Raw genomic sequence first — 26,915 nt, 5'->3', positions numbered from 1 at the left:
GCTCACCGAGCCGGCCCGCGGCGGATGCGCGTTTTCGCGTCTCTCGCCTTGTTAGCCACGGCCACGGCCGCTTTCGGCCAGACGACCGCCGCCGCCCCCAAGGACGAAGTCGTCCAGCTGGAGAAATTCGTCGCCACGGGTTCCCGCTTCAACGACCGCACGGTGACCCAGTCGCCGGTGCCGATCGACGTGATCAGCGGCACCGAGATGAAGCAGGGCGGCTACAACGAGACCAGCCAGATGCTGCAGGCCAACATCCCCTCGTTCAACTTCCCGCGTCCGTCCCTCACCGACGGCACGGACCACATCCGGCCCGCCACGCTGCGCGGCCTCGCCCCCGACCAGACGCTCGTGCTGATCAACGGCAAGCGCCGCCACACCAGCGCGCTCGTCAACCTCAACGGCTCCATCGGCCGCGGCTCGGTCTCGACGGATTTCAACGCCATCCCGGCGTCCATGATCGAGCGCATCGAGGTGCTGCGTGACGGGGCCTCCGCCCAATACGGCTCGGATGCCATCGCCGGCGTCATCAACGTCATCCTCCGCAAGGACGCCGGCTGGGGCCTGAACCTCGGCTACGGCAAGACCAAGGTGGGCGACGGCGCGGACTACAAGCTCGATGCCTTTGCCGGCACCGCGCTCGGGGACAAGGGCTCGCTCTTCGTCAGCCTCTACCTGCGCGACCATGGCGCCACCAACCGGATCCAGCCGGATACGCGCCAGCAGTATTTCGGCATCAGCACCACGACGGGACTCCCCGTGCTGCCCTCCGGCAACTACGGCTCGGGCACCGGCCTCAGCCCGTCGAACGGCACGCTCGATCCCCGCGAGGCGACCGTCAACCGCATCGACCACCGCTTCGGCGACCCGAAGACCAAGGACAAGGGCATCTGGTTCAACGGCGACTACCCGCTGGCCGACGGCATGGACCTCTATTTCTTCGGCGGCGCCAGCGACCGCCACGCCAATGGCGCCGGGTTCTTCCGCCGTTCCGGTGACGACCGCACCATCCGCGCCATCTGGCCCGACGGTTTCCTTCCCTTCATTGATACCGTGGTCAAGGACTACTCCTTCGGCGGCGGCGTCAAGGGCAAGGCCACCGACTGGAACTACGACCTCAGCACCACCTATGGCACCAACATCCTGGATTACCGCACGTCGAACTCGGAAAATGTCACGCTCGGCAACGCCAGCCCGACCGCCTTCTACGACGGCCGGCTGAAGTTCGACCAGTCGACCACCAACCTCGACCTGACCAACTCGTTCAACGCCGGCCTGGCCACCCCGCTGAAGCTCGCCACCGGCGCGGAGTTCCGCGCCGAGAAATACACCATCACCGCCGGCGAGCCCAACTCCTACATCAACGGCGGCATGACCATCATCGGCGGCCCGTCCAACGGCAACCTCGGTGCGGTCGGCGCGCAGGTGTTCCCGGGCTTCAAGCCCACCGACGCCGGCGCCCACACCCGCAACTCCAAGGCCGTCTACCTCGACTTCGAGCAGAACCTGACCGACAAGTGGCTGGTCGACCTGGCCGGCCGCTTCGAGGACTACAGCGACTTCGGCAACAACAGCACCGTGAAGCTCGCCACCCGGGTCGAGGTCACCGACACGCTGGCCCTGCGCGGCTCCGTGAGCACGGGCTTCCGGGCCCCGCACCTCGCGCAGGAGTGGTTCAGTTCCACCGCCACCAACTTCATCGGCGGCGTGCCCTTCGACATCCTGACCTTCCCGGTCAGCAATCCGGCCGCCGTCGCGCTGGGCGCCAAACCGCTCACCCCGGAGAAGTCGACCAACTACAGTTTCGGTGGCACCTGGAACACCAAGACCGGGTTCTCGGCCTCCATCGATTACTACGACATCAAGATCAAGGACCGCATCGTGCTGTCCTCGAACTTCACCGGCGCCTCCGTCATCGCGCTGCTCGCCACCCAGGGCATCACGGGCATCGGCGGCGGCCGCTACTTCACCAACGCGGTCGACACCACGACCAAGGGCCTTGACGTCAGCGGACGCTACACGTGGAAGACGACCGACGCGGGCAAGTTCACGTTCACCGCCGGCTATAACCACAACACGACGAAGGCCGACAAGATCAAGCAGGCCCCGGCCAACCTCGCGGCCATCACCACCACGCCGCTGTTTGACCTGACCGAGACCACCCGCCTCGAGAAGGGCCAGCCGCGCGACAACCTCAACCTCTCGACCACCTGGGAAATCGGCAAGTTCTCCATCCTGGCGCGCGAGGTGCGCTATGGCGAGGTCTCGGCGGTGCAGTTTGCCAGCGCCACGCAGGCGCAGATCGACGCGCTCACGCCGGGGTATGATGTCTCGTTCGCGCCGGCGGTCCCGGGCGCGGTCGGCGGCACCACCGCCAACCAGCAGATCATCCAGACCTTCGGCGCCAAGTGGCTCACCGACCTGGATGTGACCTACCACTACAGCAAGAACATCACCGTTTCGATCGGCGCGAACAACCTGTTCGACGTTTATCCCGACCAGAACATCCGCTCAAAGGTCGTCAACGGGGTGGCCTTCAACGGGGCCGACAACGTCGGCATCTTCCCCTACAGCGGCATCTCGCCCTTCGGCTTCAACGGCGCGTTCTACTACGGCAAGCTGAGCTTCAAATACTGAGTTCGGCCGGGTCATCTTCAAGGCGCGGACCACCCGGTCCGCGCCTTTTTATTTTCCGGTCCACCAGCGGGTTGGACGGTATAACGCGACGGGAGATTGCCGACGGGGCCCGGCTGCGCACTGTGGGCGCGCCATGATCCTCTCCGTCGGCTGCGCGCTGGACTACCAGGTCCTGTCCCCCACCGCGCACTTCACCTTCAACGTCCTCGCCAACACTGACGCCCACCAGCGCCTGCTCGACGAGTCGTTGACGTTCACGCCGGAGGTCGTGCCGGAGAAGGTCTCAACGTCGAAGGGCAACCGCGTCGTCCGCGCCGAGGCGCCAGCGGGGCCGTTTGAGGTGCGCTACGCCGCCGAGGTCGAGGTCACCCGCCCGGTGTTGCCGGCCGAGGTCAAGGCCGACAATCCCGGCCGCCTGCCGCTCACGGTGCTCACCTACCTGCTGCCCAGCCGCTATTGTGAAAGCGACCGGTTCGCGCAGCTGGCCTGGGAACTCTTTGGCCAGACCGAAAACCGGGCCGAGCAGGTGCGCGAGATCTGCCGCTGGCTCGACGCCAACCTCACCTACGCGATCGGCTCGACCGACGGCCGCACTTCGGCGTGGGAGGTGTGGCAGGGCCGCAAGGGGGTGTGCCGCGACTACTCGCACCTCGCCATCGCCTTCTGCCGGGCGCTCAACATCCCCGCGCGCTACATCGGCGGCTACGCGGCCGGGCTCGACCCGATGAACTTCCACGCCTGCTTCGAGGCCTACCTTGGCGGCCAGTGGTATCTCTTCGATCCCACCGACCAGATCCCGCCCGACGAGATCGTGATCATCGCGCGCGGTCGCGACGCCACCAATGCGGCGCTCACCACCATCTTCGGCAAGGTGCAGATGACCCCCGTGCGCGTGACCACCGCGAAGATCCTGCCGCCGCCCGCCCAGGCCGCGGGCTGAGCCTCACGCCGGCCACAGCGAGCCGGGCGGACCGAAGCGCGTGTCGGCGGAGAAATGCAGGTCGAAGTGCTGAGCGAGCACCGTGAGCAGTTCCTCGGGGGTGGCGATCACGCGCTGCTCGAGAATCTCGGCGCCGCGCCGGTGGGTGAACTCACGATTGAGAACACTCCGGCGTGTGCCGTCCAGGCCGGCGCGCGCGGCGGTCAGGCGCTGGCGGAAATTTGATTCGGGGTTTGTGCTCGTCCACCAGTTGGCCAGCTCGCGGTCGATGAGCGGCATCTCCTCGCCGGTGAACTCGCAGACATCCACCCAGTCGTTCACCACCCTGACCTGATGCATGAGGACGCCGCCTTCGCGCACGAAGCGCCGCGGCTCATGGGGCGTGGCCTGCTCGGTGTTTTCCTCGAGACGGATGGCGGCGGTGAGCGAAAAGCTGCCGACACCGCAGTCGACCACCCACGGCGCACCGTCGAGGTCGACTTTCACGAAAAGATGCGTGCGCGGCGGGATGAAGTCGCGGGCCCGTTGCAGACGCACGCGCGCGGAGAGCGGCGTGACGTTGAACCCGAGCGCGCCGAGCACGTGCAGCAGCAAGCCGTTTTGCTGGAAGCAATAGCCGCCACGTCGCGCGTGCACGAGCTGCTGTTCGAGCGACGCGGGGTCCAGCTTCGGCGGCCGGTTGAGCAACACGTCGAGATTCTCGAACGGAATCGCCGCGGCCTGGTGCGCCGCGATGGCGTGCAGCGTCTCGAGCACCGGCGTGCGCGGGCCGGTGTAGCCGATGCGGGCGAAGTAGGCGTCGAGGTCGGGGACCATGGCCTGACCGTGGCATATTTCCGGGTGCCGTGCCACCAACCGATTAGTGTAACGGCAAATTTCCCGGAAATTGTCATGGAGATGGCGGCAGGTCTTGAAACCGGCCGTAAGCCAGAAAATGGGCCGCCTGGCGGATCGCCGTCCGGTCGCGCATCAGAAAAGGATGGGAGCACGGCAGCACCAGGTGGCTGGTCATGCCGGCCACCCGCGTCCGCTCGACGGAGACCTTGCCATCGTCAGGTCCGGGGATGAGCAGACTGTTGATCCAATTGATGGAATGGCGGCCGGCGATCACGCCGACGGGATAAGTCACCGGACCAAGCCGGTTGGGCACAGAGTCGGTGCCGGTGCCGAGCTGCCGGCCGGCGGGACCGTTGATCGCGGCGAAGAACCGCCAGGAGCCAAGCCCGTCGACGACTTCGCTCCCCTGGTTCGGCGGACCGAGCATGACGACCCGGCCAAGGGCCGGCAGCGCATGGTGGGCGAGATATTCGCGCACGAGGATGCCGCCGAGCGAGTGGGTGACGAAGTGAATCCGGGATGCGCCGGCCCTCTCGCAAGCTGCGACGGCGGGAGCGATGGCCCGGGCGGCGAGTTCCTCGATCGGCGCCGTGCGCGAGGGATAGTCAACGTTGTGGACGACGTAGCCGGCCGCTTGCAGTGCGTCCGCCATCGGCTGCATCGAGCGGCTCGTGCGACAGAGTCCATGAAGCAGAATGACGTGCTCGGTCGATGCGAGAGAACGGGCGCAGGGGGCGAGTGCGAGCATAAGGCAAAGCGACCGGCCGAACATGGTGCGAGTGAGGCGAGCGGCTCAGGCCCTTGAACCGGGCGGGCAGAGCGTGCGAAGAACTTCAAGCATGCGATCGTTGGTCGCGGCGTCCTTGACGGCGATACGGATGCTGCGCGGCCCGAGCCGGGCGCCCATGCGGACGGCATCGCGCAGGAACAACCCCTCGGCCCGGGCCAGGCGCACGAGGGTGTCGGCGTCCGGGCTGTTCACCGGCAGGTGGCACAGCAGAAAATTGGCGATGCCGGGCAGCACGTCCCAGCCGAGGGTGCGCAATTCCCGCGCCAGCGATTCGCGCAACGCGGCGGTTTCCCGATAACGGGCGGCATAATAGGCCGGATCCTGCAGGGCGCGGACGGCGGCGACCTGGGCCGGCAGGCCGATGACCCACGGCGGGGTGATGGCACGCAAGGCCTCGAGCTGGTGCGGGCCGGCACACAGGTAGGCGGCGCGGGCGCCGCTGAGCGCATAGACCTTCGACATGGACTTGGCCACGATCACGTTCTCCGAGGCGGCGGCGAATTTTTCCAGCGACTGGCCCGGCCCGGCATACTCGACGTAGGTCTCATCAATCCAGACGCGGGTGTGCCACGGGGCCGTGCGCAGCACGGCCTCCAGTTTTTCGCGGGGCACCTGCCGGCCGGTCGGGCTGTTCGGGTTGACGAGCGCGACCAGGTCATAGTCAAGGGCCAGCGCGGCCTCGAGTTTCGCGAGATTGACCGCGTAGCCCTTCGCCCGGTCGAGCGGCAACCGGTCCACGGTGCAGCCGATGACCTTTTCCAGCACGTGCGAGTATTCGCCGTAGGTCGGGTCGAGGATCAGCACGCGCGAGTCCGCGGTGAGCCAATGGCGGAAGACGCGGAAGATCAGGTCGGACGAACCGGCGCCCGGCAGGATGTTTTCCGGCGCGACGCCGCGGGCGGCCGCGAGGGTTTCGATCAGGCCGGCGCAGTCGGTTGGCGGCGAGGTACGCAGCAGCCAGGGCAGGTGGGCTTGCAGGGTGTCGGTCACGCCCGGGGCCGGCGGGAACCACGCGTCGAGCACGTCGGCGTTGATGATGTCGTGCCGGCGTTCGAGCGTGTCGAATTGTTCGCCGATGGCGGAGAAGAACGCCCCGCCGTGAAAACAGCTGGCCGGCTGGCGGAACGGGAACGGCAGCCGCCAGGCGGTGCGGGCCTCGAGTCGCGCCAGCAGCGGGGAAAACTCCATGGTGCGCTGCCGCAGGCCGGTGATCGTGCCGAGCACGAGGTCGTAGGTGACGGCGCCTGACTGGGTGGAAAGCCCGACCGGCTCCAAGCCGACCCGGCGGTAGAGGTCCATGACCTCGCGCCGGCCGATGCCGACGATGCGGGTGCCGCCGTGGGCCTCGACCCAGCGGTAGGCGGCATACATGAGCAGCGTGGCCAGCTCGCGCCCGCGGTGCGGCTGCAGCACCGTGAGCAGGCGGACCTCGTAGAGCCGGTCGTCGAAGGCAAACGGCAGGCTGCTGCGCGCGAAATACTTGTCCACGGAGAACGACGGTGCGCGCGGCGGCGTGATGCTGACGAAGCCGGCGATCTCGGGGCCGCAGCGGGCGGTCAGGTAGATGTTCACCGTGTCGAGCGCATCCCGCAGTGCGCCGGCGTGGTTCACGGCGTGCTGGCCGAGCTCGCGGGCGTAGATCTCGTGGCGCAGGCGGAAGATCTCCTCGCGGTCCTCCGCGTCGGCCAGGCCGAGCACGTAGGTGGCCTCGGTCTGCGGGAAGGAGAAGATTTGCGCGGGTCGGCGGGACAGGGTGGCGGTCGGGCTCATGGCGGGTGGGATTCAGTTGGCGACCGGGCAGGTCTTCTTGAGCACGAAATGGGTGGGCACGTAGACTAGGCCGATGAGCGCCGCGATCCACGCCCACAGGTAGGCGAAGGCCGGCAGCAGCCGCTGCGGCTGGGCGTCGCTCAGGCCGAAGACATAGTTCACGTTGCGCGGGGTCTTGGGATCCGCGAGCACGGCGCCGGCGCCCGGCAGGAAGAAATACGCCGCCAGGCACAGGCCCACGCTGAGCAGCGTCCAGCCGAGGAAAGCGCGGCGGTCGTAGCCCAGCTTGCGGACGAGATAGAACACGAGGAAGGGGAGCCAGCCGTGGAACAGCGACAGGCCGCGCAGGAAGACCGAACGGTTCCGGTCGAACATATAGTCGGTCATGCCGGTGAGCTTCCAACCCAGCAGGTGGGCGGCGAAGTCCGTGCACCACAGCGCCTGGGGCAGCAGGATACCGACCGCCGGCAGCGAGGAGAGCAGGGGGCTTTCCGTCCAGAGACCCACCAGGGTGAGCAGCAGGGCGACATCGCAGAAGTAGAGGAAGTTGGTCGGGCCGTAGTTGGCCCAATACACCGGGATCAGCACGGCAAGGAACGCGGTGTAGGCGACTTTCAACCAGAGCGGCACGCGGCGGGGACGCGGCGGAAGGAAGACGAAGGCATTCATGGGACGTGGTTGGGTTGAGGTTGACGGGGAAAAATGGGCAAGGCGGTAGCCTTGAGGGGTCTAAAACCGGGTCAGGCGGCGATCAGTTTTTCGAGTTCGCGGTGGTTGGTCTTGCCGGTGCCGAGCTTGGGGATGCTCGGCACGACGGTGATTTCGCGCGGGACGCAGAGATTGCTGAGCCCCTTCGCCTTGATGGCGGCGCGCAGATCGGCGAGCTGCAGCTTCGGTTCGTTGGTCACGGCGATGAGCTTCTCGCCCTTGTCCTCATCGGGCCGGGTGATTACGGCCACGGCGCAGCGGAGTCCGAACTGCGGGAAGGCGCCGGCGAGCGCGTCCTCGACCGCGGTGAGGCTGACCATCTCGCCGCTGACCTTGGCAAAGCGCTTCAGGCGGCCGCGGATGTGCAGGTAGCCGTCGACGTCCACGTGCACGATGTCGCCGGTGTCATACCAGCCCCCGAGCGCGGCGAACTTCACCTGCGCATCGGGATTGAGGTAGCCCTTCATGACATTCGGGCCGCGCACGAACAGCCGGCCGCCTTCCTCGACGCCTTCAACGGCTTCCAGCTTGTGCTCGAGACCCGGCACGAGGCGGCCGGCCGAACCGATGGACGGCTCCATGCGCGTGTTGAGGCTGATCATCGGGCTGCACTCGGTGGCGCCATAGCCCTCGAGAATGCGCACGCCGAACTTGCGCGCCCAGGTGTCGAGCGTGGCGGTCTGCACCTTTTCCGCGCCGGCGATGAGGTAGCGCAGGGAGTTGAAGTCGTAGGGGTGAGCCTTCCGCGCGTAGCCGTTGAGGAAGGTGTTCGTGCCCAGCAAAACCGTGCAGGTCTTGTCGTAGACCAGCGTCGGCACGACGCGGTAATGCAGCGGCGACGGATAGAGGAAGGTGTAGCAGCCGCGCACGAGCGGGAAGAGCGTGCCGCCGAGCAGCCCGAAGCTGTGGAACATGGGCAGCGCGTTGAAGAACCGGTCGGCATCCGTTACGTCGATGACCGCGATGGCCTGGCGGACGTTGGCGAGCAGGTTGCGATGACTGAGCTCGACGCCCTTGGGCACGCCCTCGGAGCCGCTGGTGAACAGGACGACGGCCGTATCCTCCGCGGCGAGCGGGGTGTCGCGCAGCCCGGCACCGCAATTCCAGGTGTGCCGGGCGAGCGCGGCGAACTTCGCGAAGCCGGAAATCCCGGGGCGGATCTCCTCGAGATAATGGAAGACGATGCCCGCCTCGGCCAGCGGCGCGATGTTGAGCCGCGCCTTCTCGAGGAACTGCCGCGAGGTGACGATGTGCTTCAGGCCCGCGAGCTGGGCGCAGAGCAGCATGACCGGGATGCCGGTGGAAAAATTCAGCATGGCCGGCACCTTCTGCGCGGCCCACAGGCTGAGCAGCGTGACGGGCTGGGTGTTGACGTTGGGCAGCAGCACGCCGACGCGTTCACCCGTGACCGGGCCGAGGCGGCGGCGCCATTCGTCCGCGAGCACGTCGGCCCCGACCAGCAGGCGGCGGTAGGTGAGTTCCTGGAAGGTGACGTCCTCGAGGGCGATGCGGCCGGGGATGTTGGCGGCGGTCTCGGCCACGGCCGCGAGCAGATTGGGCGGGCCGAATTCCATTTCCGTCTCGAATTGCTGCAGCGTCATCCGATCGCGCAGCCAGGTGGTGATTTTCTGCCGGGCCACCGTGTTCGAGACGTTTTCAAACGTCGGGGCCGTCAGCGCTTCGCTGAAATGCGCCGTGACGCGCGGAAACCAGCGGGTCCAGCCGTGGTGCCGGACGAAGCGCACGCGGGTGGCGCCGCGCAGGTAGCAGGTGATGATCCTGGCGTTGGTCTGGCGGATGAGGAAGCCGGTGCCGTCGTAGACCTTCATGAGGCTGCCGCTGAGCGTGATCCGGCCCTCGGCGAAGAGCACAAGACGGCCGCCCTGTTTGAGATGTTCAGCCATGTCCCGCACGGCATAGGGCGAGGCGTTGTCCACCGGGAAGGTGCGCGCATTGATCATCATCTTCCGGTGCAGCCAGCTCGTCTGGGCGGTCGTGCTGGAGGTGACGAACTTCCAGTCGTCGCCGAGCACCGCCGCCAGAAAGAGCCAGTCGAGCCAGGACACGTGGTTCGGCACGAGCAGCACCGGGCCGGGCGTCGTCAGCGCCGCCGTGTTGTAGGCGCGGAACCGGAAACAAAGGCGGGCGATAAGGCGGAGCAGCGCTTTCATGGTGAGACGGGCTTGGCCGCGAATTTCATCCAGGCCACGATGGCGGCGACGCCGAGGGCGAGGCCGAGGAACACGCCGCTGGAGCTGAGCCCGACCTTCACGCCGGCGAACACATAGGCGCCGGCCAGCAGCATGCCGAGGTTGTCGCCGAGGTTCTGCACGGCGATCGTCTTGCCGAGCTTGGCCGGGTCGGACTCGGCCTGCAGTGCGGCGTTGAGCGGGATGAGGAACAATCCGGCGGCCACGCCGGTGGCGATGAGCAGCAGCACGACCGGTACGACCAGGTGCAACGGCCCGAGCTGAACGACCGGCGTGCGCCAGAAACCGAGCGTATTGACCGTGGACAGCAGTGCCAGCATCGCGGCCAGGGCGAAACCGTAGGTCTTGGCGCGGCTCAGGTCGCCGACCGCGTGCAACTGCCCGGCGAGGATGCTGCCGAGCATGATGCCCACCGCGAGCCAGGCGCTGAGCAATGCGATCTGGGTGTTGTCCGACAAGTGCAGCACCTCGAGGCCCCAGGGCTGGAAGTTGATCTTCATTGCGGCGCCGCAGACCCAGAAGAGCGCCGTGCCTACGATCACGCGCCGGAGCCGGGCGCCGGCCAGCAGGTCGCGCAGGTGGCCGGTAAACTCGCCGATGCTTTCGCCGAGCCGGATGTCGGGCTTGTGCGGCGTGGGCGTCATCAGGAAGTTGAGCAGCAGCGCGGTGCCAAAGAGCACCCCGAGGACGCCGTAGGAGACAAGCACGCGGTCTTTGAAGACATCGGCCAGCGCCGAGCCGGTGATGTAGCCGCTGAGAATCGCGACGAGCGTGAGCAGCTCGACCGTGCCGTTGGCCTTGACGAGGCGTTCGCGCGGCAGGATCTCGGGCAGGATGCCGTATTTGGCCGGACCGTAGAAACACGCGCCGATGCCGACCACGAGGTAGCCGAGGCCCTGCCAGGTGGGGCCAAACCACACGCTCAGGGCGCACAGGCCGGTGCCGAGGAGCTTCAGCGCGTTGCCGCCGACGAGCCACATGGTCTTGGCGAAGCGGTCATTGAGGTAACCGGCGAGCGGGGCGAGCAGCACATACGGCACAAACAGCAGGCTCGTGTAGATCGTGTTGCTCGTGCGCAGCTGCTCGGCGGTGATCGCGCCCGCCTTCTGCAGGTAGGTGAGCTGGCCGACGATGACGGCGAGGATAGCGTTGTCGCCAAAGGCGCTGAGAAACTGGCCGGCGAGCAGGAGGAGGTAGTTGCGGTTCGGTTTCATCAGGAAACGGCAGAGGGTGGCGAGGCAGAGCGAACGGCCCGCCCCAGCGGAAGACAAAACCGGATGGGCCGCGACAGGAAAAAGACCAGCGCGGTCCCGGCGCCGGCGATATGCGCCAGGGTGGAAGGCCGGATGTCGGGTGAGTCGAATTGCGCAAACAGCGCCTGCGTGTGACTGGCATCGAAGGCGCATTTGGCCACGATCAGCGCCAACATGCCGGCCCACCACACCCGCGCTGTGCCGGTCTGGGCGAGCTGCGTCAGGGCGAGCAAAGTGATGGTCCCCGTGGCCAGGCCGGACAGGCCGCCGTAGGTGTGCATCGTGAGTTCTCCTACCAGCAGCCCCAGGCTGATCAAGGGCGAGCCGATTAAGATATAGCGGAGGAGCCAGCCCGGCCGCAGGTGTTCCAGCCAGGTGCCGGCGCCGAGCAGGACGGCCAGGTTCCAAGCGAGATGGGAGAAGGAGAAGTGCACCCAATGCCCGGTCCACAGCCGCCACCACTCGCCCCGGAGGATCGCGGTGCGATCGTAGAGGAGCGCGCCGTGGGTGGCCGGGGTGAACCAAAGCAGAATCGCCGGCAACACCGCGAGCAGCAGGACTGGGCGGAAGGATTTCATCAGTGCTCGGGTTCGTTGTAGGAGCCTGTTTACAGGCGATTGGGTAGGTGGCCTGCTGTCGGGCGTTTCGAATCGCCTGCAAGCAGGCTCCTGCAAATGAGGGGACAGGCGAAACGGCCGGCGAGCAGCAGCACCAGCAGCGCGGCGAACCAACCGTCCAACGCGCCGCCGCCGGTGTAGCCGGGCTTGTGCTCGATGTGGATGCTCTGCGGCTCCTCCTTGGCGCGGACCTTGAAGAGCTCGAGTTCCTGCTGCAGGTTGACGGTGAGATCCTTGGCGGCCTCGTCGAGGCTGCGCGCCGAGTCGGCCCGCAGTTCGGCGTCGGTGCGGATGGGAGTGGAGTGACCGTTGACCATGCTCACCCCGGGCGCGCGGAAGAGCAGGCTCCGGCTGGGAATGTCGTAGACGACGGCCTCCATGAGCGTGTGGGTGTCGTTCTTCTGGGCCGGCACGAAATACGCCCCGACAATGGTCCAGTAGGAAAGACTCCACGGGGTGTCGCTGGTGTTCTGGGCCTGGTCATAGGACACCAGGGCGACGACATCGATGCCCATGAGCCCATGGAGCTGGTCCAGGTTGTCAAACCCGCCGCCCGGGCGCAGGTAGGTCGTCGGCACGATCTCGATCGACTGGACAAAGGGCAGCGCCTTGAACTCCGCGGCCACCCGGCGCAGCAGGAGGGCTTTCTGCGTCTCGGAAATCATCTCGGGCGCGCGCCAGGCCTGGCCCTTGCTGGGTGCGGGCGGGACGAAGGCCACGCCGACCCGCAACGGCAGCCGCAAGGTAGGAATCTGCGGCTGGATGAAGGGCTGGCTCTGGTCCGGGTAAAGGAACTGCACGACGCTGTTCGCCTCGTGGCGGCTGCTGTTATACCAGGTGGCGCAACCGCCAAGACCGAGGGATAGGATCGCGCCGAGGAGCAGGGGCAAGGACTTGGATTTCATGGTGCGCAGGATACCGGAAAGGCCGCGGCCGCGTTAATCGATAAACCCGATGCGGGCCATTGAGCGGCCCAATGGATGACCGTAGCGGCGCTCTATGCGCGCCGTTTCCGGATGGCGGCGGTCATAGACCGCCGCGACAGGCCGAACTACATTGCGTCCGTCACGTGGTCTTGCACTGTCTGGCCTCGCATGAACATCCACCACCTGGAGCTGTTCTACTATGTGGCGCGGCACGGCGGCATCAGCCGCGCGGTGCGCAACATGCCCTACGGCATCCAGCAGCCGGCGGTCAGCAGCCAGATCCTGCTGTTGGAGGAGGATCTCGGGGCGAAGCTCTTCGAGCGCCAGCCGTTCAAGCTCACCCGCGAGGGGGAGGAGCTCTATGAGTTTGTCCGGCCGTTCTTCGACAACCTCTTTCCGGTGGCCGAGAAACTGCGCAAGCAGTCCGCCCCGTCGCTGCGCATCGGGGCTTCCGAGCTGGTGCTGCGCGACTACCTGCCGGCCGTCGTCGAGCAGCTGCGCCGCCACGAGCCGAAGCTGCGGCTCGGCCTGCGCTCGGGTTTCCAGCACGAGGTGGAGCAGTGGCTGCTCGACCGGGAGATCGACCTCGCCATCGTTCCGCTCGAGAGCAAGCCGCCCGCGCGGGTGCGCTGCCTGCGGTTGTTGCGCCTGCCGCTGGTGCTGCTGGTGCACAAGAAATCCAAGCTCAAGTCCGCCGCGACACTCTGGGCCGGCGGCGAAATCACCGCGCCCCTCATCTGCCTGCCGCCCACGGAGCCGATGACCAGGAATTTCCGCACGGGTCTGCAGCGCCGGCAGATCGACTGGCCGCACTCGATCGAGGCGAGCTCGATGGAGCTGGTCACGCGCTACGTGGCCAACGGCTACGGCATCGGCGTGAGCCTCGGCGACACCGAGGTGGTCAAACACCCGGACGTGCGCGTGCTGCCGCTCGAGGGTTTCGATCCGCTCGAGATGGCGGCGCTGTGGAGCGGCGAGCCGTCGCCGCTCGTGCGCGTGGTGCTCGAGGAATCGCAGCGCTTCGTGGCGAAACACTGGCCCGACCTCGCGGTGTCGGACCGGTTGGGGTAGGGCGCGGACTCCGTTTCGCGCCCGGCGGCGAAGGGACTCGCCGCCCTACCGCTTCGCCGCGACCCAGTCGTCGACCTCCTGCGCCAGCACGGCCAGCGGCACGTTGCCGTTCTGCAGGACGAGATTGTGGAATTGCTTGATCTCGAACTTGGGCCCGAGCGCGGCCTTCGCCTTGGCGCGCAGCTCCAGGATCTTCAGCTGGCCGATCTTGTAGGAGCAGGCCTGGCCGGGCCAGACCACGTAACGCTCCACCTCCGAGGGGGGAATGCCGTAGTCGATCGCCTGCTGGCGCGTCCATTTCATGGCGTGCAGGCCGGTGTCGACCACCAGCCGGCGGGCGCGGAAGAGCTCGTCGTTGAGCTGGCCGAGGTGGCCGACGAGGTCGCCGTCATACCAGTTGTTCTCCGCGGCCAGCTGCTCGGCGTAAAGCGCCCAGCCCTCGGCGAAAGCCGAGCCGCCGCCGAACACGCCGTCGCGCCGGTAGCGCGGCAGGCTGTCGGTCTCGCGCTGCAGCGCGATCTGGAAGTGGTGGCCCGGGACGCCCTCATGGTAGACGAGCGTGCGCATTGTCACCATTTCGAACTTGGGGCCGGGCAGCGGCGCCCAGAACGTGCCGGGGCGGGAGCCGTCCTTGGCCGGGCCGGTGTAGTGGGCGGCGGCGGTCTTCTCGGTGAACGGCGGCTCGCGCTTCACGACGACGGGCGCTTTGGGCGTGATGTCGAACACCAGCTTGGACCGCTCCTGCGCGTCCCGGAGGATCGATTCGAAACGGGCCAGGAGGGCGGGGCGCGGGTCGGCTTCCTTCGGCTGCTGGTCGGCCTCGAGCTTTTCCATGCGCTCCTTGATGGTGCCGTCCTGGTAGCCGAGTTGCCGGAACAGGGCGTCCATTTCCTTCTCAATGCGCGCGACCTCCGAGAGGCCGAGCGCATGGATCTGCTCGGCCGTCATGTCGGTGGTCGTGCTGCGGCGGAGGGCGTTGGCGTAGGCTTTGTCGCCGCCCGGCAGCCAGCAGATGCCGGCGTGGTCGGTGGTCAGCGGGAGCTGCGCTTGCAGCAGCGCCTGCGCGCGCTTGAAGGCGGGGATGATCGCCTCGGTGGTGATCTTCTCGGCCTCGGCGACAAACTGGGCGCGCTCGGCTTCCGTGACATCCTTGAGCTTGGCGGCGCGCTCGTCGAGCGAGGCGACGAACCGGTTCTGGCGCGGGGCGTCGGCGAGGAAGCGCTCGAACTGGCCGAGCGCGGACTTGGTGATGAAGTCCGGCATGAGAAACCCGCGCGCGGCGGCGTCCCTGGCCTGGGCGACGCCCTCGTCCATCTGGCCGGCGATGAGCGCGAGGCGGGCCAGGTAGTTCTCGACGTCGCGCTTGTTCCGGATGGGGTGCGACTGGCTCATGAAGTTCACGAGGTTCACGTGCAGCCCTTGGAACTGGTTGAAGACGTAGCTGTAGTCGGCGAACGGCTCGGACTCGATGATGCCCTTGAGCGACCACTCGATGGTGGCGGCGGAGACGCGCTGCTGGGCGTCCAGCGAGGCGCGGTCAAACTTCGCGAGCTCCGCGAGCCCGGCCCTGGCCTTCGCGACGCGTTCGGCGCGAGCTTCCTTGGTGATCTTGGTCAGCTGGCGGTCGAGCGCGTCTTGTTCGCCGGCGGGCAGGTATTGCTGGATGGTCGAGAACGTCGGGTTCGAGCGCACCCAGTCGGCGGAGAAGGTCTCGGCCCAGGTGTCGAAGTTTTTGTCGGCGGCGAACAGCGCGGAAACGCTGGTGGCAAGCAGGGCAAGCAGGCGGGTGGGTTTCATGGGGATGAAGTTTTACCACGGAATACACGGAACACACGGAAGGCTAGCCGAGAAAGACCAATGCGCCAAAAATTGCTTTTACAGGAGGAAACAGAGCCAACGGAGAAAAGCACAGCCTCCTGCCTTGCCTCCGTTTTCTCCTGTGCAAAACTTGCCTCCATGCCCCGAGTTGACGGCCTCCGCTCGCCCTCCGACAAGACCCTCGCCGGCCTGCACCACCTTGGCCGCATGCTCGACAAGATGCGCCTGAAGCTGGCCGGCCGGCTGCCCGAGGACTACCACCGCAACTACGGCCTGTCGGTCGGCCTCGACGGCAACCTGTGCGGTTTCCTCGACGTGAAGTTTGAGGAGGTCGAGGCGCGCGTGGCGCAGGGCGGCACGGACGAGGAGATCGCGGAATGGATTTTCGCTCGCGGCCTGCGCCCGAACCGCGGCCAGGCCAACGTCTGGAACGAATATGTGCGCAAGCTCGGCTGGAATGACCGCGTCTCCGGCTTTGTTGCCAAGGTGAAGAAGGAAGCCGGGCTGGAGGCGCATCCCGCCTGCACCACTTTCGAGCTCATCGACCTCAGCGAGGGCCGCGAGCCGCCGGTGCAACGGACCTGATTACCCACGAAGGCACGCGCCGTTGCCCGCTGCTGCCGGGCCCGGTGTTTGCCCCGAGAACTCCGTCCTCCGGCGGATTCTCAGGCAAAAAAGCACGAAGGTGGAGCGGCTTGACCGCAAGCCGCCCGAACATCTCCATCGGCCTGCCGGAGGAAACGCGCTGGACCGCGCGGCGTTGCGGAAAGTGCTGAGGTAGGTGGAACGCGGCTTCCGGACGCGTTTGTTGAATGCGCGAAAGACAAACCCGTCCGGAGGCCGGGTTCCACCCCTGGTGGAAAAGAAAAACCGCGGCAATTTGCCGCGGTTTGAATGAGGGAAAGATAGCGCGTTGAGGTCAACGCGCTCCACCTCAGGCTTTCTTCGCCGTGTCGACCGGGATGCGCATGCCGTAGAAGCTGCGATACACGAACACGAGCGCGACGACGAAGATCGCGGCGCCGAGCGCGTGCTTCAGGCCGGGCTCCATTTTCACGGCGATCTCGACGGCGAGGAGGCCGAAGAGCGTCGTGAACTTGATGACGGGGTTCAGCGCGACGGACGAGGTGTCCTTGAACGGGTCGCCCACGGTGTCGCCGACGACGGTCGCGGCGTGCAGCGGGGTGTTCTTCATCTTGAGGTCGACCTCGACGATCTTCTTGGCGTTGTCCCAGGCGCCGCCGGCGTTGGCCATGAAGATGGCCTGGAAGAGGCCGAAGAAGGCCATGCCGACGAGATAGCCGATGAAGAAGAACGGGTCGAAGAACGCCAGCGCGAGGCTGAAGCAGAAGATGACGACGAAGATGTTGATCATGCCCTTCTGCGCATACTGCGTGCAGATCTTCACGACCTCCTTCGAGGCCTCGGTCGCCGCGGTGGCGGCGTCGAGCTTCATGTTGTCCTTGATGTAGACCACCGCGCGGTAGGCACCGGTGACGACGGCCTGCGTGGAGGCGCCGGTGAACCAGTAGATGACCGCGCCGCCCATCAAGAGGCCCATGAGCGCCTCGGGGTGCACGAGCGAGAGGCGCTCGAGGACGCTGAAGTGCGGGTCGAGGGCCGAGTAGTGCGCCTGCAGCATCATGATGATGCCGAAGACCATCGTGGTGGCACCGACGACCGCGGTGCCGATGAGGACGGGCTTGGCGGTGGCCTTGAAGGTGTTGCCGGCGCCGTCGCCCTTCTCGAGCTGGTGCTTGGCGCCCTCGAAATCGGGCTTGAACCCGAAGTCCTTCTCGATCTCGGCGGCGATGCCGGGCTTGCCCTCGATCTGCGAGAGTTCGTAGACGGACTGGGCGTTGTCGGTGACCGGGCCGAAGGAGTCGACGGCGATGGTGACGGGGCCCATGCCGAGGAAGCCGAAGGCCACGAGGCCGAACGCGAAGATCGGCGCGGCGAAGCGGAACTGGTCGGGCATCATCGCCTGGAGGGCGGGGTGGCCGGAAAAGTAATACGCGCCGAACATCAGCGAGAGGATGCAGAGGCCGGTCCAGAACGCGGAGAAGTTGCCCGCGACGAGGCCGCTGAGGATGTTGAGCGAGGCGCCGCCCTGCTTGGAGGACGTGACGACCTCCTTGACGTGGCGGCTTTCGGTGGAGGTGAAGATCTTGGTGAACTCCGGGATCAGCGCGCCGGCGATGGTGCCGAGCGAGATGATGGTCGAGAGCACCCACCAGAGGTCGGGGTAACCCATGCGGTGGCCGAGCAACACGTAGCTGGCGGCGTAGGTGACGCCGATCGAGACGATCGAGGTGATCCAGACAAGGTTGGTCAGCGGGTGCTCGAGGTTGAAGTTCTTCGCGTTGCCCCAGATGGCCTTCGAGACGGCGTCGTTGATCCAGTAGCTGGCGAGCGACGTCAGCACCATCAGGATGCGCATGGCGAAGAGCCAGACGATGAGCGTGGCGCAGAGCGCGGGGTTGGCGGCGAGGGCGAGGGCGAGGAAGGCGATGAGCGCCACGCCGGTCACGCCGTAGGTCTCGAAACCGTCGGCGGTCGGCCCGACGGAGTCGCCGGCGTTGTCACCGGTGCAGTCGGCGATGACGCCGGGGTTGCGCGGGTCATCCTCCGGAAGCTGAAAGACGATCTTCATCAGGTCGGCGCCGATGTCGGCGATCTTGGTGAAGATGCCGCCGCAGATGCGAAGCACCGAGGCGCCGAGGGACTCGCCGATGGCGAAGCCGATGAAGCACGGGCCGGCGAGATCGCCCGGCAGGAACGCCAGGATGCAGATCATGAAGAACAGCTCGATGGCGACGAGGACCAGGCCGACGCTCATGCCGGACTTGAGCGGGATGAGGAGGGTGGCGAGCGGGTTGCCCTGGAGGGCGGAGAACGCCGCGCGGGAATTGGCGACGGTGTTGATGCGGATGCCGAACCACGCGACGCCATAGCTGCCGAGGATGCCGAGCACCGAGGCCAGCAGGATGATGATGACGTGCCCGGTGGAATTGCCCGAGAGCACGCCGAAATAATAGCCCATGCACACGGCGATGAGGACCCAGAGGCCGGCGAGGAACTTGCCCTGCTGGAAGAGGTAGGTCTTGCAGGTTTCCCAGATGATCTGGGAGACGTCGGCCATCGACTTGTGCACCGGCAGGTTCTTCGTCTGCACGTATTGCATCCAGCCGTAGATCATCGCGAGGACGCAGACCGCGAGTCCGATCATCAGGACGTTGTTGCCGCTCAGCGAGCCGCCAAGGAACTTGACGGAGTTGAGGTCGGGGATGTGGATGTCGGCCTCGCTGGCGAGGGCGGGGGAAGCGGACGCGGCCAATGCAGTGGCCAAGGCGCCCGCTCGTTTCCAGGGGTAGGATTTAAGCATAGCTGGGGGGATTGAGTGGGGGTGTTGGGCGCGGAACTTGGCAAACGCGCGGAAGTGAGGCCAGTTAAATCTGGGCGCCGGGGCGGAACCATTGACCTCTGAGGGAGTTTAATCCTACCTGCTGTTTCCCTCATGCCACTGCTCGAAATCAAGGATCTGGTGAAGACCTACGCCCGGCCGGGCGGCGGGGAACACCGGGTGGTGGACGTGCGGGAGTTCACCCTCGACGCCGGCGCCCAGCAGGCCCTGCGCGGCGAGAGTGGCACGGGCAAGACGACCTTCCTCCATCTCATCGCCGGCATCCTGGCCCCGGACAGCGGCAGCATCCGGCTCGACGGACGCGAGGTCGCCACGCTCGGCGAGGCCCGCCGCGACCGGCTGCGGGCCGAGGCCATCGGTTACATTTTCCAGACCTTCAACCTGCTGCAGGGGCATACGGCCTTGGAGAACGTCGAGCTCGGCATGGCGTTCGGCCGCGGGGTGGACCGGGCGCACGCCGCGTCGCTGCTCCAGCGCGTGGGGCTCGGCGACAAGCTCGGGCATTTCCCGCGCCAGCTCTCGACCGGCCAGCAGCAGCGCGTGGCGGTGGCCCGCGCCCTGGCCAACCGGCCGAAGCTCGTCCTCGCCGACGAGCCGACCGGCAACCTCGACCGCCGCCATGCGCGCGAGTCGCTCGAGCTGATCCGCGAGGTCTGCCGCGAATCCGGCGCCGCGCTGCTGCTCGTGAGCCACGACGAGCGGGTGCTGGCGGCCTTCGAGCACATGCAGGACTTTTCGGCGATGAACCGGGCGCTCAACATGACTGCATCATGAAATCCCAAACGCCAAAGGTCCAAAGGCCAAAGCAGAATCCTGAAGGTTCGGATTTTGAACTTTGTTGGGAGTTTAGCCCCTTGGTCTTTGGAGTTTTCCTGCCGTGATCTTCAACCTCATCTACCGCTCGCTGCGGCAGCATGCGCTCTCGACCGTCGTGACCGCCGCCAGCATCGCGCTCGCGGCCGGCCTGCTGCTGACGGTGTGGGTCGTGAAGACGCAGTCGCAGTCCGTGTTCGCCGCGACCAACTCCGGCTTTGACGCCGTGCTCGGCGCGCGCGGCTCGAAGCTGCAGCTCGTGCTCAACGCCATCTTCCACCTCGAGGCCTCGCCCGGCAACATCGACGCCAAGGACTACGAGATGATCCGGCACCACCCGGCGGTGAAGGCGGCCATCCCGATCGCGGTGGGCGACAACTTCCGCGGCTGGCGTATCGCCGGCACCGTCGAGCAACTGTTCAGCGACATCGAGTATGCCCCGGGCAGGCGCTACGCCCTCGTGCCGGGCGGGCGGAACTTCAAGATCGGCGAACACGAGGCCGTCGTCGGCAGCTACGCGGCGAAACAGCTCGGCTGGACCGTCGGCAGCACGTTCCGGCCGTATCACGGGCTGGCGTTCAATCCCGACGGCGAGCAGCACGAGGAAGTCTACACCGTGGTCGGCGTGCTCGCGCCGACGAACTCCCCGGTGGACCGCGTCATCTGGATCCCGCTCGAGGGCGTGCAGACGATGAGCGGCCACAACCCGCTGGCGAAGACCGAGCTCAGCGCCGTGCTCATCCAGTTGCGCGCGCCGACCGCCGGCCTGATGCTCAACAACCAGCTCAATGCCTCGGGCGGCAAACTCACCTTCGCCTATCCCATCGGCAGCATCGTGGCCGAGCTCTTCAACAAGATCAGCTGGGTGGACAAGGTGCTGACGCTCGTCGCGTGGCTCGTGGCCGCGGTGGCCGCCGGTTCGGTGCTGGTGAGCATCTACAACTCGATGAGCGCCCGGGCGCGCGACATCGCCATCCTGCGCGCGCTCGGGGCGCGGCGCCGCACGGTGTTCGGTGCCGTGGTGGGCGAGGCCGCGGCGATCGGCCTGCTCGGCTCCGCGGCGGGCTTCGCGGTGTTCGCGGGGCTGGCTGCATTCGTGGCGTCGATCATCCAGGCGCAAACCGGCGTGGTGCTCGAGCCGCTGCAATGGAACCCGGTCTTCTGGTGGGGCCCGGCGACCTTCACCGGCCTGGCGGTGCTCGGCGGCTTGGTGCCGGCGCTCAAGGCCTACCGCGTGCCGGTGGCGGAGACGATTGCGCCGGTGTCGTAGGTTTTTGTGTAGGAGCCTGCTTGCAGGCGATTCGGAGCCCGCGCCGACAGTCAACGCCGGGATCGCCTGCAAGCAGGCTCCTACATGGGAAACGGCTTCATGAGGTCATGCCTCCCACCAAATTCTTTGACGCCCGGCCGCCCATGGCTAGGTTCCGTGCCATGAAAAATCCGTGGCGCATCCTCTCCCTTCTGCTGACCGGCGCGCTGGTGCTGCGCGCGGACGAGCCCGCGAAGACGGACGGCTATGAGAATGTCGGCTTCGACCGGCTGGCGTCCTACACCTACACGCCGCCGGAGACCGAGACCGCCAAGCCGACCGACCAGATTCCCGCGCCGATCAAGGCGCTCGACCAGCACAAGGTGGCGGTGACGGGGTTCATGCTGCCCACCAAGATGGACAAGGGCCTCGTCACGGAATTCCTCCTCGTGAAGGACCCGATGATGTGCTGCTACGGCGTCATGCCGAAGGTCAACGAGTGGGTGGTCGTCAAGATGGTGGGTGGCGGGGTGAAGCCGCTGATGGACCTGCCCATCACCTTCGAGGGCAAGCTGAAGGTCGGCGAGATGTTCGAGAACGGTTACCTGACCGGGGTCTACCTGCTCGAGGGCGACCGGATGGCGGACACGAAAGGATAGGGCGCCTCGTCTGGGGCGAGGTAGACGCGGTAGATCTTATCGTCGGTGACGAAGCTTTCGCTCCATGGGATTGGCGGGCCGGGTGCCTTGGGCACGCGGCAGGATTTATGCGAGATGGCGCTCAACTGCCGGGCGTTGAGCTGCCCGGCGCCGGGGAGGGGCCGACCTTGCGGGTGGGTAGTGGTCAGCTTGATGTAGGTCGGGCTTTACGCCAATCGCCTCAAGCTACTACACTCTACACCAAGGTCGCCAAGGCCGCGAAGCAGATCCTGCGATGGGAAACATCTCTGCGTTCTTTGCGGCCTTCGTGTAAAAGCTTTGGGTGTTTGGGATTAGGCCCGACATGCCACGCGACCGATCGGGGATAAACCCCGACCTACAACAGCGAAGGGGCCAAACCGACCCATTGCCTGCGGGGGCGTCAGTTCCGGTAGGTGCCGAAGGAACTTAGGCCCGCCTCCACGGTGACTTGGAAGGTCTGCTTCACCTTGGTGTCCTTGAGGCTGAGCGTGGCGGTGTATTCGCCGGGTGGCACGAAACGGTTCACGTCGTCGCCCATGTACTCAAAGTGGTAGTCCTTCTGCAGGCGCAAATCCCAGTTGAACCGGTTGAAGCCGGGCACGGCGGGCTGCTCGAACTTGGCGACTTCGCGGCCGGTGGCGTCGGCGATGGTGAGCTTGAATTTCTCCCCGGTGAATGCCTTCACCCAGACGGTGAGGAGCACGCCTTCGGGCGGGTTTTTGCCCTCGAAGAAGCCGGTGCCGCCCGAGTCCACCCAGCCGGGCAGCAACATCCGGGCGTGGGCGGACCGGATGCTGAAAAGATGGATGTCCTTGGCCGCGATCTCGGGCGTGAATTCACGCAGGGGCCGGCTGTCGTCGAGCACGTAGAGCGAGCGGCCGTGCGTGGCGACGACCACATCGGCCTCGCCGGGGTGAATCTGGATGTCGTCGACGCGCACCGCGGGCAGGCCGCCGAATTTCACCCAGTTCCTGCCGGCGTTAAGCGAGGTGAAGAGTCCGAACTCGGTGCCGAGGTAGAGGAGGTTGGGGTTCACCAGGTCCTCGCGCAGGACGCAGGCGGTGGTGTTGGCGGGGAGATCGCCCGTGACCCGCGTCCATTCCGCGCCGAGCTTGGAGTACCTGTAGACGTAGGGCGTATCGTCGCCCGTGCGGTAAGCGGTGAAGACGACGTAGCCCGAATCGGCGTCGTAATGGCTGGGCTCGATGCGGGCGACCCACTTGCCGCGGGCCTCGGCCGGCACCTGGGCGGTGAGCTCGGTCCACTGCTGGCCCTCGTCGGAGGTGACCCAGAGGCGGCCGTCATCGGTGCCGGCAAAGAGGCGCCCGGCCTTGAGTGGGGATTCGGCAAGGGCGTAGACGACGGCGTAGTTCTCGGCGTTGCTGCCGACCGTGGCGGTTTTGTCGCCGTCGTTGTGCGAGAGGTCGGGGCTGATGATCGCGAAGGTTTCGCCGTGGTTGGTGAGCTTGAAGACGCGGTTGCCGCCGAGGTAAAGCACGTCCTTGTTGTGCGCGCTGCCGATGAGCGGAGCGCACCACTGGAAGCGGAAGCCCTTGGTGCCCTCGGTGGGCTTGGGCTGGGAGTCGCGCATCTCGCCGGTGCGGGCGTTGAAGCGGTGAACGGAGCCGCCCTGGGACTCGGCGAAGATGACGTCCTTGTCCGTCGGGTCGAACACCGCATAGAAGCCGTCGCCGCCGCCGATCATGGTCCAGTCGGAGTTGCGGATGCCCTCCTTGGTGAAGGTGCGCGAGGGCCCGACCCAGTTGGTGTTGTCCTGCAGGCCGCCGGCAATCCGGTAGGGCGTGGAATTGTCGAGCGCGATGCGGTAATACTGGCCGGCCGGCACGGAGTTCAGGAACTGCCAGTTTTCACCGGCGTCGAAGGTCTGATAAAGGCCGCCATCGGTACCGATGAGGAGACGCGGTGAGAGCGGGGGCGTGGGCTTGTCGTCCTTGTCGTCGGGTTTTTTCTTGGGCGGCGGCGGCACGCTGCCGGTCTGGATGGCCAGGGCGTGGACGTCGGCGTGCACGTTGCCGGAGCGGTCCTCGCGGAAGGTTCCGCCGGCATTGTCGGAGACGTAAACGTGCCAGGCGATGACGTAGACGCGCCGGTCGTTGGCGGGGTCGATCTCGATGCGGCTGAAATAAAACGGCCGGGGGTTGAAGGGATTGACCCGGGCCCAGGTGGCGCCGGCATCTTCGGAACGGAACACGCCGCCGCGGCGGCTGTGGTTCGTGTCGATGTCGCTCGTGCCGCCCTCGTCGCTCTGGACGATGGCCATGACGGTGCCGGGTTTGCTTTTGGCGACGGCCAGCCCGATGCGGCCGGTCTGGCTCGGGAGGTTGTTGGTCAATTTGGTCCAGGTCGTGCCGCCGTCGACGGACTTGAAGATGCCCCCGGTGTCCGCGCCGTCCCGGGTGGCGTTCACGCCGTAAAGAAAGGCCCAGGGTTTGCGCTGCCGGGCGTAGAGCGCGGCGTAAAGCACGTCGGGATTGACCGGATCCATCACCACGTCGGAGCAGCCGGTGATGGCGTCGTGCGGGGCGGGGGCGCCGAGGACGAGTTTCCAGGACTTGCCGCCATCGATGGTGCGGTAGAGTCCGCGTTCCCCGCCGTCGGTCCAGAGCGAGCCGCCGGCGGCGGCGAACACAATGTCGGGATTGGTCGGATGGATGACCAGGCGGCGGATGGTGCGGGAGTCCTTGAGGCCGGCGAACTCCCACTTGCCGCCGCCGTCAGTCGATTTGAACAGGCCGACGCCCCAGCCGGAGGAATTGCGGTCGTTGCCCTCGCCGGTGCCGGCCCAGACGATATCGCTGTCCGAAGGGGCGACGGCCACGGCGCCGATGGACTGGGCGGGCTGGTCATCGAAGACGGGGGAAAGGGTCACGCCGTTGTTGGTGCTCTTCCAGACGCCGCTGGTGGCGAAGCCGACGTAGAAAACCGACGGATTGTGCGGGTCGATGGCGATGTCGGAGATGCGGCCGCCCATGATGGCGGGACCCAGGGCGCGGGCCTTGAGCCCCTTGAGCTGGGCCTCATTGACGGGTTGGGCGGTGGCAATCAGGACGGGCAGTGACGCCAGGAGGGGGATCAGGGTGCGCAGCTTCCTCATATTCATAGGATGGGCATGACACCGGAGCCGGCCGGAGAGGGCAACCAAAAGCAGCAATGAAACGGGAGACGGGGCCTACCGCGAGATGTCGCGTTGCGTGAGGACCTTGAAGCCCTGCGTGTTGAGGGCGCTGGCGGCCAGGTCGTTGTCCTCGACACTGAGCACGAGGGCGGATTTTCCGCGCGGACGCATCAGGAAGGAATAGGCGTAGTGGATGTTCACCTCGACGGTCAGCAGCGCGCCCAGCACGGCGCTGAGCTGGGATTCGTTGCTGATTTCCACGGCGACCACCTCGCACTCGGTGAAGAAAAAATTGTTCGCCGCCATCAGCTCGCGGGCGCGGTCGGGGTCGTCCACGACGAACCGGTCGAGCGCGGTGTCGGTCTGGTCGATGGTGGTCATCGCCATGATGTGGACGTTGTGCTTCCCGAGGAGGGCCACGAGGTCGTGCAGCCGTCCGACGCGGTTCTCGATGAACACGGAGAACTGTTTGACGGGATCGGCGGCGACCGGTGCAGCGGTGTCAGACATGGGCGACAGGCGGCACCCTAGGGCGGCCGGACGGGGCGGTCAATGCCGCCTTGTGCCGGTGGGGTGTAAACCTAGTGTGCGCGAGTGCCCTCCCCGACCGACCGCCACACGACCGTGACGCAGCGCGCCGAAACCAGCGCGCGTTTTGTCGCGACCGGCATCCTGCTGAATCTCGTGCTCGGCGTGGCCAAGCTGGCCGGCGGCATTTTGGGTCACTCCTATGCCCTGGTGGCCGACGCGGCGGAATCCCTGCTCGACACCCTGTCGTCGCTGCTGGTGTGGGCGGGCTTCCGCGTCGCCGCCAAGCCGCCCGATGCGGACCATCCCTACGGCCACGGCAAGGCCTCGGCGGTGGCCGGGCTGTTCGTGGCGGGCACGGTCTTCGTGGCGGCCGCCGCCATCGCGTGGGAGAGCGTGCACGCGATCGTCACGCCGCACCAGGGGCCGCACTGGCTGACCCTGCCGCTGCTCGCCATCGTGGTGGCGCTGAAGGAGTTTTTCTCCCGCCGGATGCTGCGGCTGGACGCGCAATACGGCGCGACGGCGCTCAAGGCCGAGGCGTGGCACCACCGCAGCGACGCGCTCACCTCGGGCGCGGCCTTCATCGGCATCGCCATCGGCGTCATCGGGGGCAAGGGCTACGAGGCGGCCGACGACTGGGCGGCGCTGGCGGCGTGCGCGCTGATCACCTACAACGGCGTGGGTATCGCGCGGGCGGCGCTCGGCGAGATCATGGACACGGCGGTGCCATGGGAGACCGAAACGGAAATCCGGCGGCTGGCCGGCGTGGTGCCGGGCGTGCGCTACGTGGAGAAATGCCGCGTGCTGCGCAGCGGACTGAGCCTGCTGGTGGACATCCACGTGCACGTCGACGGCACGCAGAGCGTGCGCGAGGGCCACGAGATCGCCCACGCGGTGAAGGATGCGCTCATGGCGGCGCCGCTCGCCATCACCGACGTGGCCGTGCATATCGAGCCGGCGCGGATGTGATCAGGGCAGTTGGCGGGGGCTGACGACCACGCCGTCGTCGTCGCTGTAAACCCAGCTGCCCGGAGTGAAAGTCGCGCCGCCGAAAGTCACCGGCCCGTCGACGGTGCCCGTCATCGCCTTGGCGCTCTTGCGGGGGTTGGAGCCGAGGGCCTTGATGCCGAGGTCGATCCGGCCGAGGGCCACGGTATCCCGCACGGCTCCATGCAAGATGACGCCGGCCCAGCCGTTTTCCCGCGCCGAGGTCGCGATCATGTCGCCCAGCAGGGCGGTGCGCAATGAGCCGCCGCCGTCCACCACCAGCACGGCGCCGGCGCCGGGTTCACCCAGCAGTTTCTTGATCAGGGCGTTGTCCTCCCGGGTGCGGATCGTGCGCACGGGGCCGTGGAAAAACCGCCGGCCGCCATACTGGCGGAACTGGGTCTCGCAGCTCAGGAGCAGGTCCCCGTGCTGATCAATCAGGTCGGCGGTATTAATGGGCATGGGGCAGGGAAGTGGCTTCATCCTAGGCGCCGCCGCCGGCTAGTCGAGCGGCGGAT

The 26,915-nt window shown here is 66.7% G+C and carries 21 protein-coding genes; 8 read left to right on the top strand and 13 right to left on the bottom strand.

Annotated features, from left to right (window positions below; all coding sequences use genetic code 11):
- Window positions 1–48: 48 nt before the first annotated feature.
- Complete coding sequence (locus BLU29_RS06480) at window positions 49–2,637, top strand: TonB-dependent receptor (protein ID WP_172830226.1); 2,589 nt, start codon at window positions 49–51, stop codon at window positions 2,635–2,637.
- A 133-nt stretch (window positions 2,638–2,770) separates the two neighbouring features.
- Complete coding sequence (locus BLU29_RS06475) at window positions 2,771–3,577, top strand: transglutaminase family protein (RefSeq protein WP_091056061.1); 807 nt, start codon at window positions 2,771–2,773, stop codon at window positions 3,575–3,577.
- A gap of 3 nt (window positions 3,578–3,580) precedes the next feature.
- Here the strand turns inward: BLU29_RS06475 and BLU29_RS06470 are convergent, their stop codons facing one another.
- The 8 genes from BLU29_RS06470 to rhlP all read right to left on the bottom strand — a co-directional run bounded on the left by BLU29_RS06470 (window position 3,581) and on the right by rhlP (window position 12,667).
- Window positions 3,581–4,393, bottom strand: coding sequence for an arylamine N-acetyltransferase (locus tag BLU29_RS06470; protein ID WP_091056059.1), 813 nt, complete (start codon window positions 4,391–4,393; stop codon window positions 3,581–3,583).
- A 73-nt stretch (window positions 4,394–4,466) separates the two neighbouring features.
- A complete protein-coding gene (locus tag BLU29_RS06465; protein WP_091060966.1) occupies window positions 4,467–5,162 on the bottom strand; it encodes an alpha/beta fold hydrolase in 696 nt (231 codons plus the stop codon).
- Window positions 5,163–5,207: 45 nt separating this feature from the next.
- Window positions 5,208–6,974, bottom strand: a complete 1,767-nt coding sequence (locus BLU29_RS06460) for a histidinol-phosphate aminotransferase family protein (RefSeq protein WP_091056058.1) — start codon at window positions 6,972–6,974, stop codon at window positions 5,208–5,210.
- A gap of 12 nt (window positions 6,975–6,986) precedes the next feature.
- Complete coding sequence (locus tag BLU29_RS06455) at window positions 6,987–7,643, bottom strand: hypothetical protein (protein WP_091056056.1); 657 nt, start codon at window positions 7,641–7,643, stop codon at window positions 6,987–6,989.
- A gap of 71 nt (window positions 7,644–7,714) precedes the next feature.
- On the bottom strand, window positions 7,715–9,853 hold the full coding sequence (locus BLU29_RS06450; RefSeq protein ID WP_091056055.1) for an AMP-binding protein: 2,139 nt from the start codon (window positions 9,851–9,853) through the stop codon (window positions 7,715–7,717).
- Window positions 9,850–11,106 carry an MFS transporter gene (locus BLU29_RS06445; RefSeq protein ID WP_091056053.1) on the bottom strand — a complete coding sequence of 419 codons (1,257 nt, stop codon included), beginning with the start codon at window positions 11,104–11,106 and terminating at the stop codon, window positions 9,850–9,852. Before BLU29_RS06445 ends, BLU29_RS06450 begins: the two co-directional genes overlap by 4 nt.
- Window positions 11,106–11,723: a rhombosortase gene (rrtA, locus tag BLU29_RS06440; protein ID WP_091056051.1), complete on the bottom strand. Its 618-nt coding sequence runs from the start codon at window positions 11,721–11,723 to the stop codon at window positions 11,106–11,108. Before rrtA ends, BLU29_RS06445 begins: the two co-directional genes overlap by 1 nt.
- A 29-nt stretch (window positions 11,724–11,752) precedes the next feature.
- Window positions 11,753–12,667: a rhombotarget lipoprotein gene (rhlP, locus tag BLU29_RS06435; protein ID WP_091056050.1), complete on the bottom strand. Its 915-nt coding sequence runs from the start codon at window positions 12,665–12,667 to the stop codon at window positions 11,753–11,755.
- Window positions 12,668–12,856: 189 nt separating this feature from the next.
- Between rhlP and BLU29_RS06430 the strand changes: the two genes are divergently transcribed.
- Window positions 12,857–13,759 (top strand): LysR family transcriptional regulator, encoded by a 903-nt coding sequence (locus BLU29_RS06430; RefSeq protein ID WP_091056048.1) that lies wholly within the window; start codon window positions 12,857–12,859, stop codon window positions 13,757–13,759.
- A 45-nt stretch (window positions 13,760–13,804) separates the two neighbouring features.
- On the opposite strand, the gene BLU29_RS06425 is transcribed toward BLU29_RS06430, so the two are convergent.
- Window positions 13,805–15,556, bottom strand: coding sequence for a DUF885 domain-containing protein (locus BLU29_RS06425; protein ID WP_091056047.1), 1,752 nt, complete (start codon window positions 15,554–15,556; stop codon window positions 13,805–13,807).
- A 159-nt stretch (window positions 15,557–15,715) separates the two neighbouring features.
- On the opposite strand from BLU29_RS06425, the gene BLU29_RS06420 reads away from it, so the two are divergent.
- A complete protein-coding gene (locus tag BLU29_RS06420) occupies window positions 15,716–16,162 on the top strand; it encodes a DUF5069 domain-containing protein (RefSeq protein ID WP_157693684.1) in 447 nt (148 codons plus the stop codon).
- Window positions 16,163–16,511: 349 nt separating this feature from the next.
- Here the strand turns inward: BLU29_RS06420 and BLU29_RS06415 are convergent, their stop codons facing one another.
- A complete protein-coding gene (locus tag BLU29_RS06415; protein ID WP_091056043.1) occupies window positions 16,512–18,962 on the bottom strand; it encodes a sodium-translocating pyrophosphatase in 2,451 nt (816 codons plus the stop codon).
- 132 nt (window positions 18,963–19,094) lie between these two features.
- Between BLU29_RS06415 and BLU29_RS06410 the strand changes: the two genes are divergently transcribed.
- The 3 genes from BLU29_RS06410 to BLU29_RS06400 all read left to right on the top strand — a co-directional run bounded on the left by BLU29_RS06410 (window position 19,095) and on the right by BLU29_RS06400 (window position 21,722).
- Window positions 19,095–19,775, top strand: a complete 681-nt coding sequence (locus BLU29_RS06410; protein WP_091056042.1) for an ABC transporter ATP-binding protein — start codon at window positions 19,095–19,097, stop codon at window positions 19,773–19,775.
- A gap of 103 nt (window positions 19,776–19,878) precedes the next feature.
- Window positions 19,879–21,084 carry an ABC transporter permease gene (locus BLU29_RS06405; RefSeq protein ID WP_091056040.1) on the top strand — a complete coding sequence of 402 codons (1,206 nt, stop codon included), beginning with the start codon at window positions 19,879–19,881 and terminating at the stop codon, window positions 21,082–21,084.
- 161 nt (window positions 21,085–21,245) lie between these two features.
- A complete protein-coding gene (locus BLU29_RS06400; RefSeq protein WP_091056039.1) occupies window positions 21,246–21,722 on the top strand; it encodes a DUF3299 domain-containing protein in 477 nt (158 codons plus the stop codon).
- A 421-nt stretch (window positions 21,723–22,143) separates the two neighbouring features.
- Here the strand turns inward: BLU29_RS06400 and BLU29_RS06395 are convergent, their stop codons facing one another.
- Both BLU29_RS06395 and BLU29_RS06390 read right to left on the bottom strand, forming a co-directional pair.
- On the bottom strand, window positions 22,144–24,864 hold the full coding sequence (locus BLU29_RS06395; RefSeq protein WP_091056037.1) for a sialidase family protein: 2,721 nt from the start codon (window positions 24,862–24,864) through the stop codon (window positions 22,144–22,146).
- A 69-nt stretch (window positions 24,865–24,933) separates the two neighbouring features.
- The gene (locus BLU29_RS06390; RefSeq protein ID WP_091056035.1) at window positions 24,934–25,389 is read right to left on the bottom strand and encodes an acetolactate synthase; all 456 of its coding nucleotides are present in this window, start codon (window positions 25,387–25,389) and stop codon (window positions 24,934–24,936) included.
- Between the two features lie 84 nt (window positions 25,390–25,473).
- Between BLU29_RS06390 and BLU29_RS06385 the strand changes: the two genes are divergently transcribed.
- On the top strand, window positions 25,474–26,379 hold the full coding sequence (locus BLU29_RS06385; RefSeq protein WP_231962320.1) for a cation diffusion facilitator family transporter: 906 nt from the start codon (window positions 25,474–25,476) through the stop codon (window positions 26,377–26,379).
- Here BLU29_RS06385 and rraA read toward each other — a convergent pair whose 3' ends face one another.
- On the bottom strand, window positions 26,380–26,859 hold the full coding sequence (gene rraA / locus BLU29_RS06380; protein WP_091056034.1) for a ribonuclease E activity regulator RraA: 480 nt from the start codon (window positions 26,857–26,859) through the stop codon (window positions 26,380–26,382).
- Window positions 26,860–26,915: the final 56 nt, after the last annotated feature.

The sequence above is a fragment of the Opitutus sp. GAS368 genome (assembly GCF_900104925.1).
Taxonomy (GTDB): Bacteria; Verrucomicrobiota; Verrucomicrobiia; order Opitutales; family Opitutaceae; genus Lacunisphaera.
Note: the sequence above shows the minus strand (reverse complement) of the source record. Positions and strands in the feature narration are given on the sequence as shown.

Bases quoted from the DNA above. Each gene is read 5' to 3' on its own strand.
- BLU29_RS06475 (WP_091056061.1), top strand. From the start codon at position 2,771: ATGATCCTCTCCGTCGGCTGCGCGCTGGACTACCAGGTCCTGTCCCCC.
- BLU29_RS06470 (WP_091056059.1), bottom strand. From the start codon at position 4,393: ATGGTCCCCGACCTCGACGCCTACTTCGCCCGCATCGGCTACACCGGC.
- BLU29_RS06465 (WP_091060966.1), bottom strand. From the start codon at position 5,162: ATGCTCGCACTCGCCCCCTGCGCCCGTTCTCTCGCATCGACCGAGCAC.
- BLU29_RS06460 (WP_091056058.1), bottom strand. From the start codon at position 6,974: ATGAGCCCGACCGCCACCCTGTCCCGCCGACCCGCGCAAATCTTCTCC.
- BLU29_RS06455 (WP_091056056.1), bottom strand. From the start codon at position 7,643: ATGAATGCCTTCGTCTTCCTTCCGCCGCGTCCCCGCCGCGTGCCGCTC.
- BLU29_RS06450 (WP_091056055.1), bottom strand. From the start codon at position 9,853: ATGAAAGCGCTGCTCCGCCTTATCGCCCGCCTTTGTTTCCGGTTCCGC.
- BLU29_RS06445 (WP_091056053.1), bottom strand. From the start codon at position 11,106: ATGAAACCGAACCGCAACTACCTCCTCCTGCTCGCCGGCCAGTTTCTC.
- rrtA (WP_091056051.1), bottom strand. From the start codon at position 11,723: ATGAAATCCTTCCGCCCAGTCCTGCTGCTCGCGGTGTTGCCGGCGATT.
- rhlP (WP_091056050.1), bottom strand. From the start codon at position 12,667: ATGAAATCCAAGTCCTTGCCCCTGCTCCTCGGCGCGATCCTATCCCTC.
- BLU29_RS06430 (WP_091056048.1), top strand. From the start codon at position 12,857: ATGAACATCCACCACCTGGAGCTGTTCTACTATGTGGCGCGGCACGGC.
- BLU29_RS06425 (WP_091056047.1), bottom strand. From the start codon at position 15,556: ATGAAACCCACCCGCCTGCTTGCCCTGCTTGCCACCAGCGTTTCCGCG.
- BLU29_RS06420 (WP_157693684.1), top strand. From the start codon at position 15,716: ATGCCCCGAGTTGACGGCCTCCGCTCGCCCTCCGACAAGACCCTCGCC.
- BLU29_RS06415 (WP_091056043.1), bottom strand. From the start codon at position 18,962: ATGCTTAAATCCTACCCCTGGAAACGAGCGGGCGCCTTGGCCACTGCA.
- BLU29_RS06410 (WP_091056042.1), top strand. From the start codon at position 19,095: ATGCCACTGCTCGAAATCAAGGATCTGGTGAAGACCTACGCCCGGCCG.
- BLU29_RS06400 (WP_091056039.1), top strand. From the start codon at position 21,246: ATGAAAAATCCGTGGCGCATCCTCTCCCTTCTGCTGACCGGCGCGCTG.
- BLU29_RS06395 (WP_091056037.1), bottom strand. From the start codon at position 24,864: ATGAATATGAGGAAGCTGCGCACCCTGATCCCCCTCCTGGCGTCACTG.
- BLU29_RS06390 (WP_091056035.1), bottom strand. From the start codon at position 25,389: ATGTCTGACACCGCTGCACCGGTCGCCGCCGATCCCGTCAAACAGTTC.
- rraA (WP_091056034.1), bottom strand. From the start codon at position 26,859: ATGCCCATTAATACCGCCGACCTGATTGATCAGCACGGGGACCTGCTC.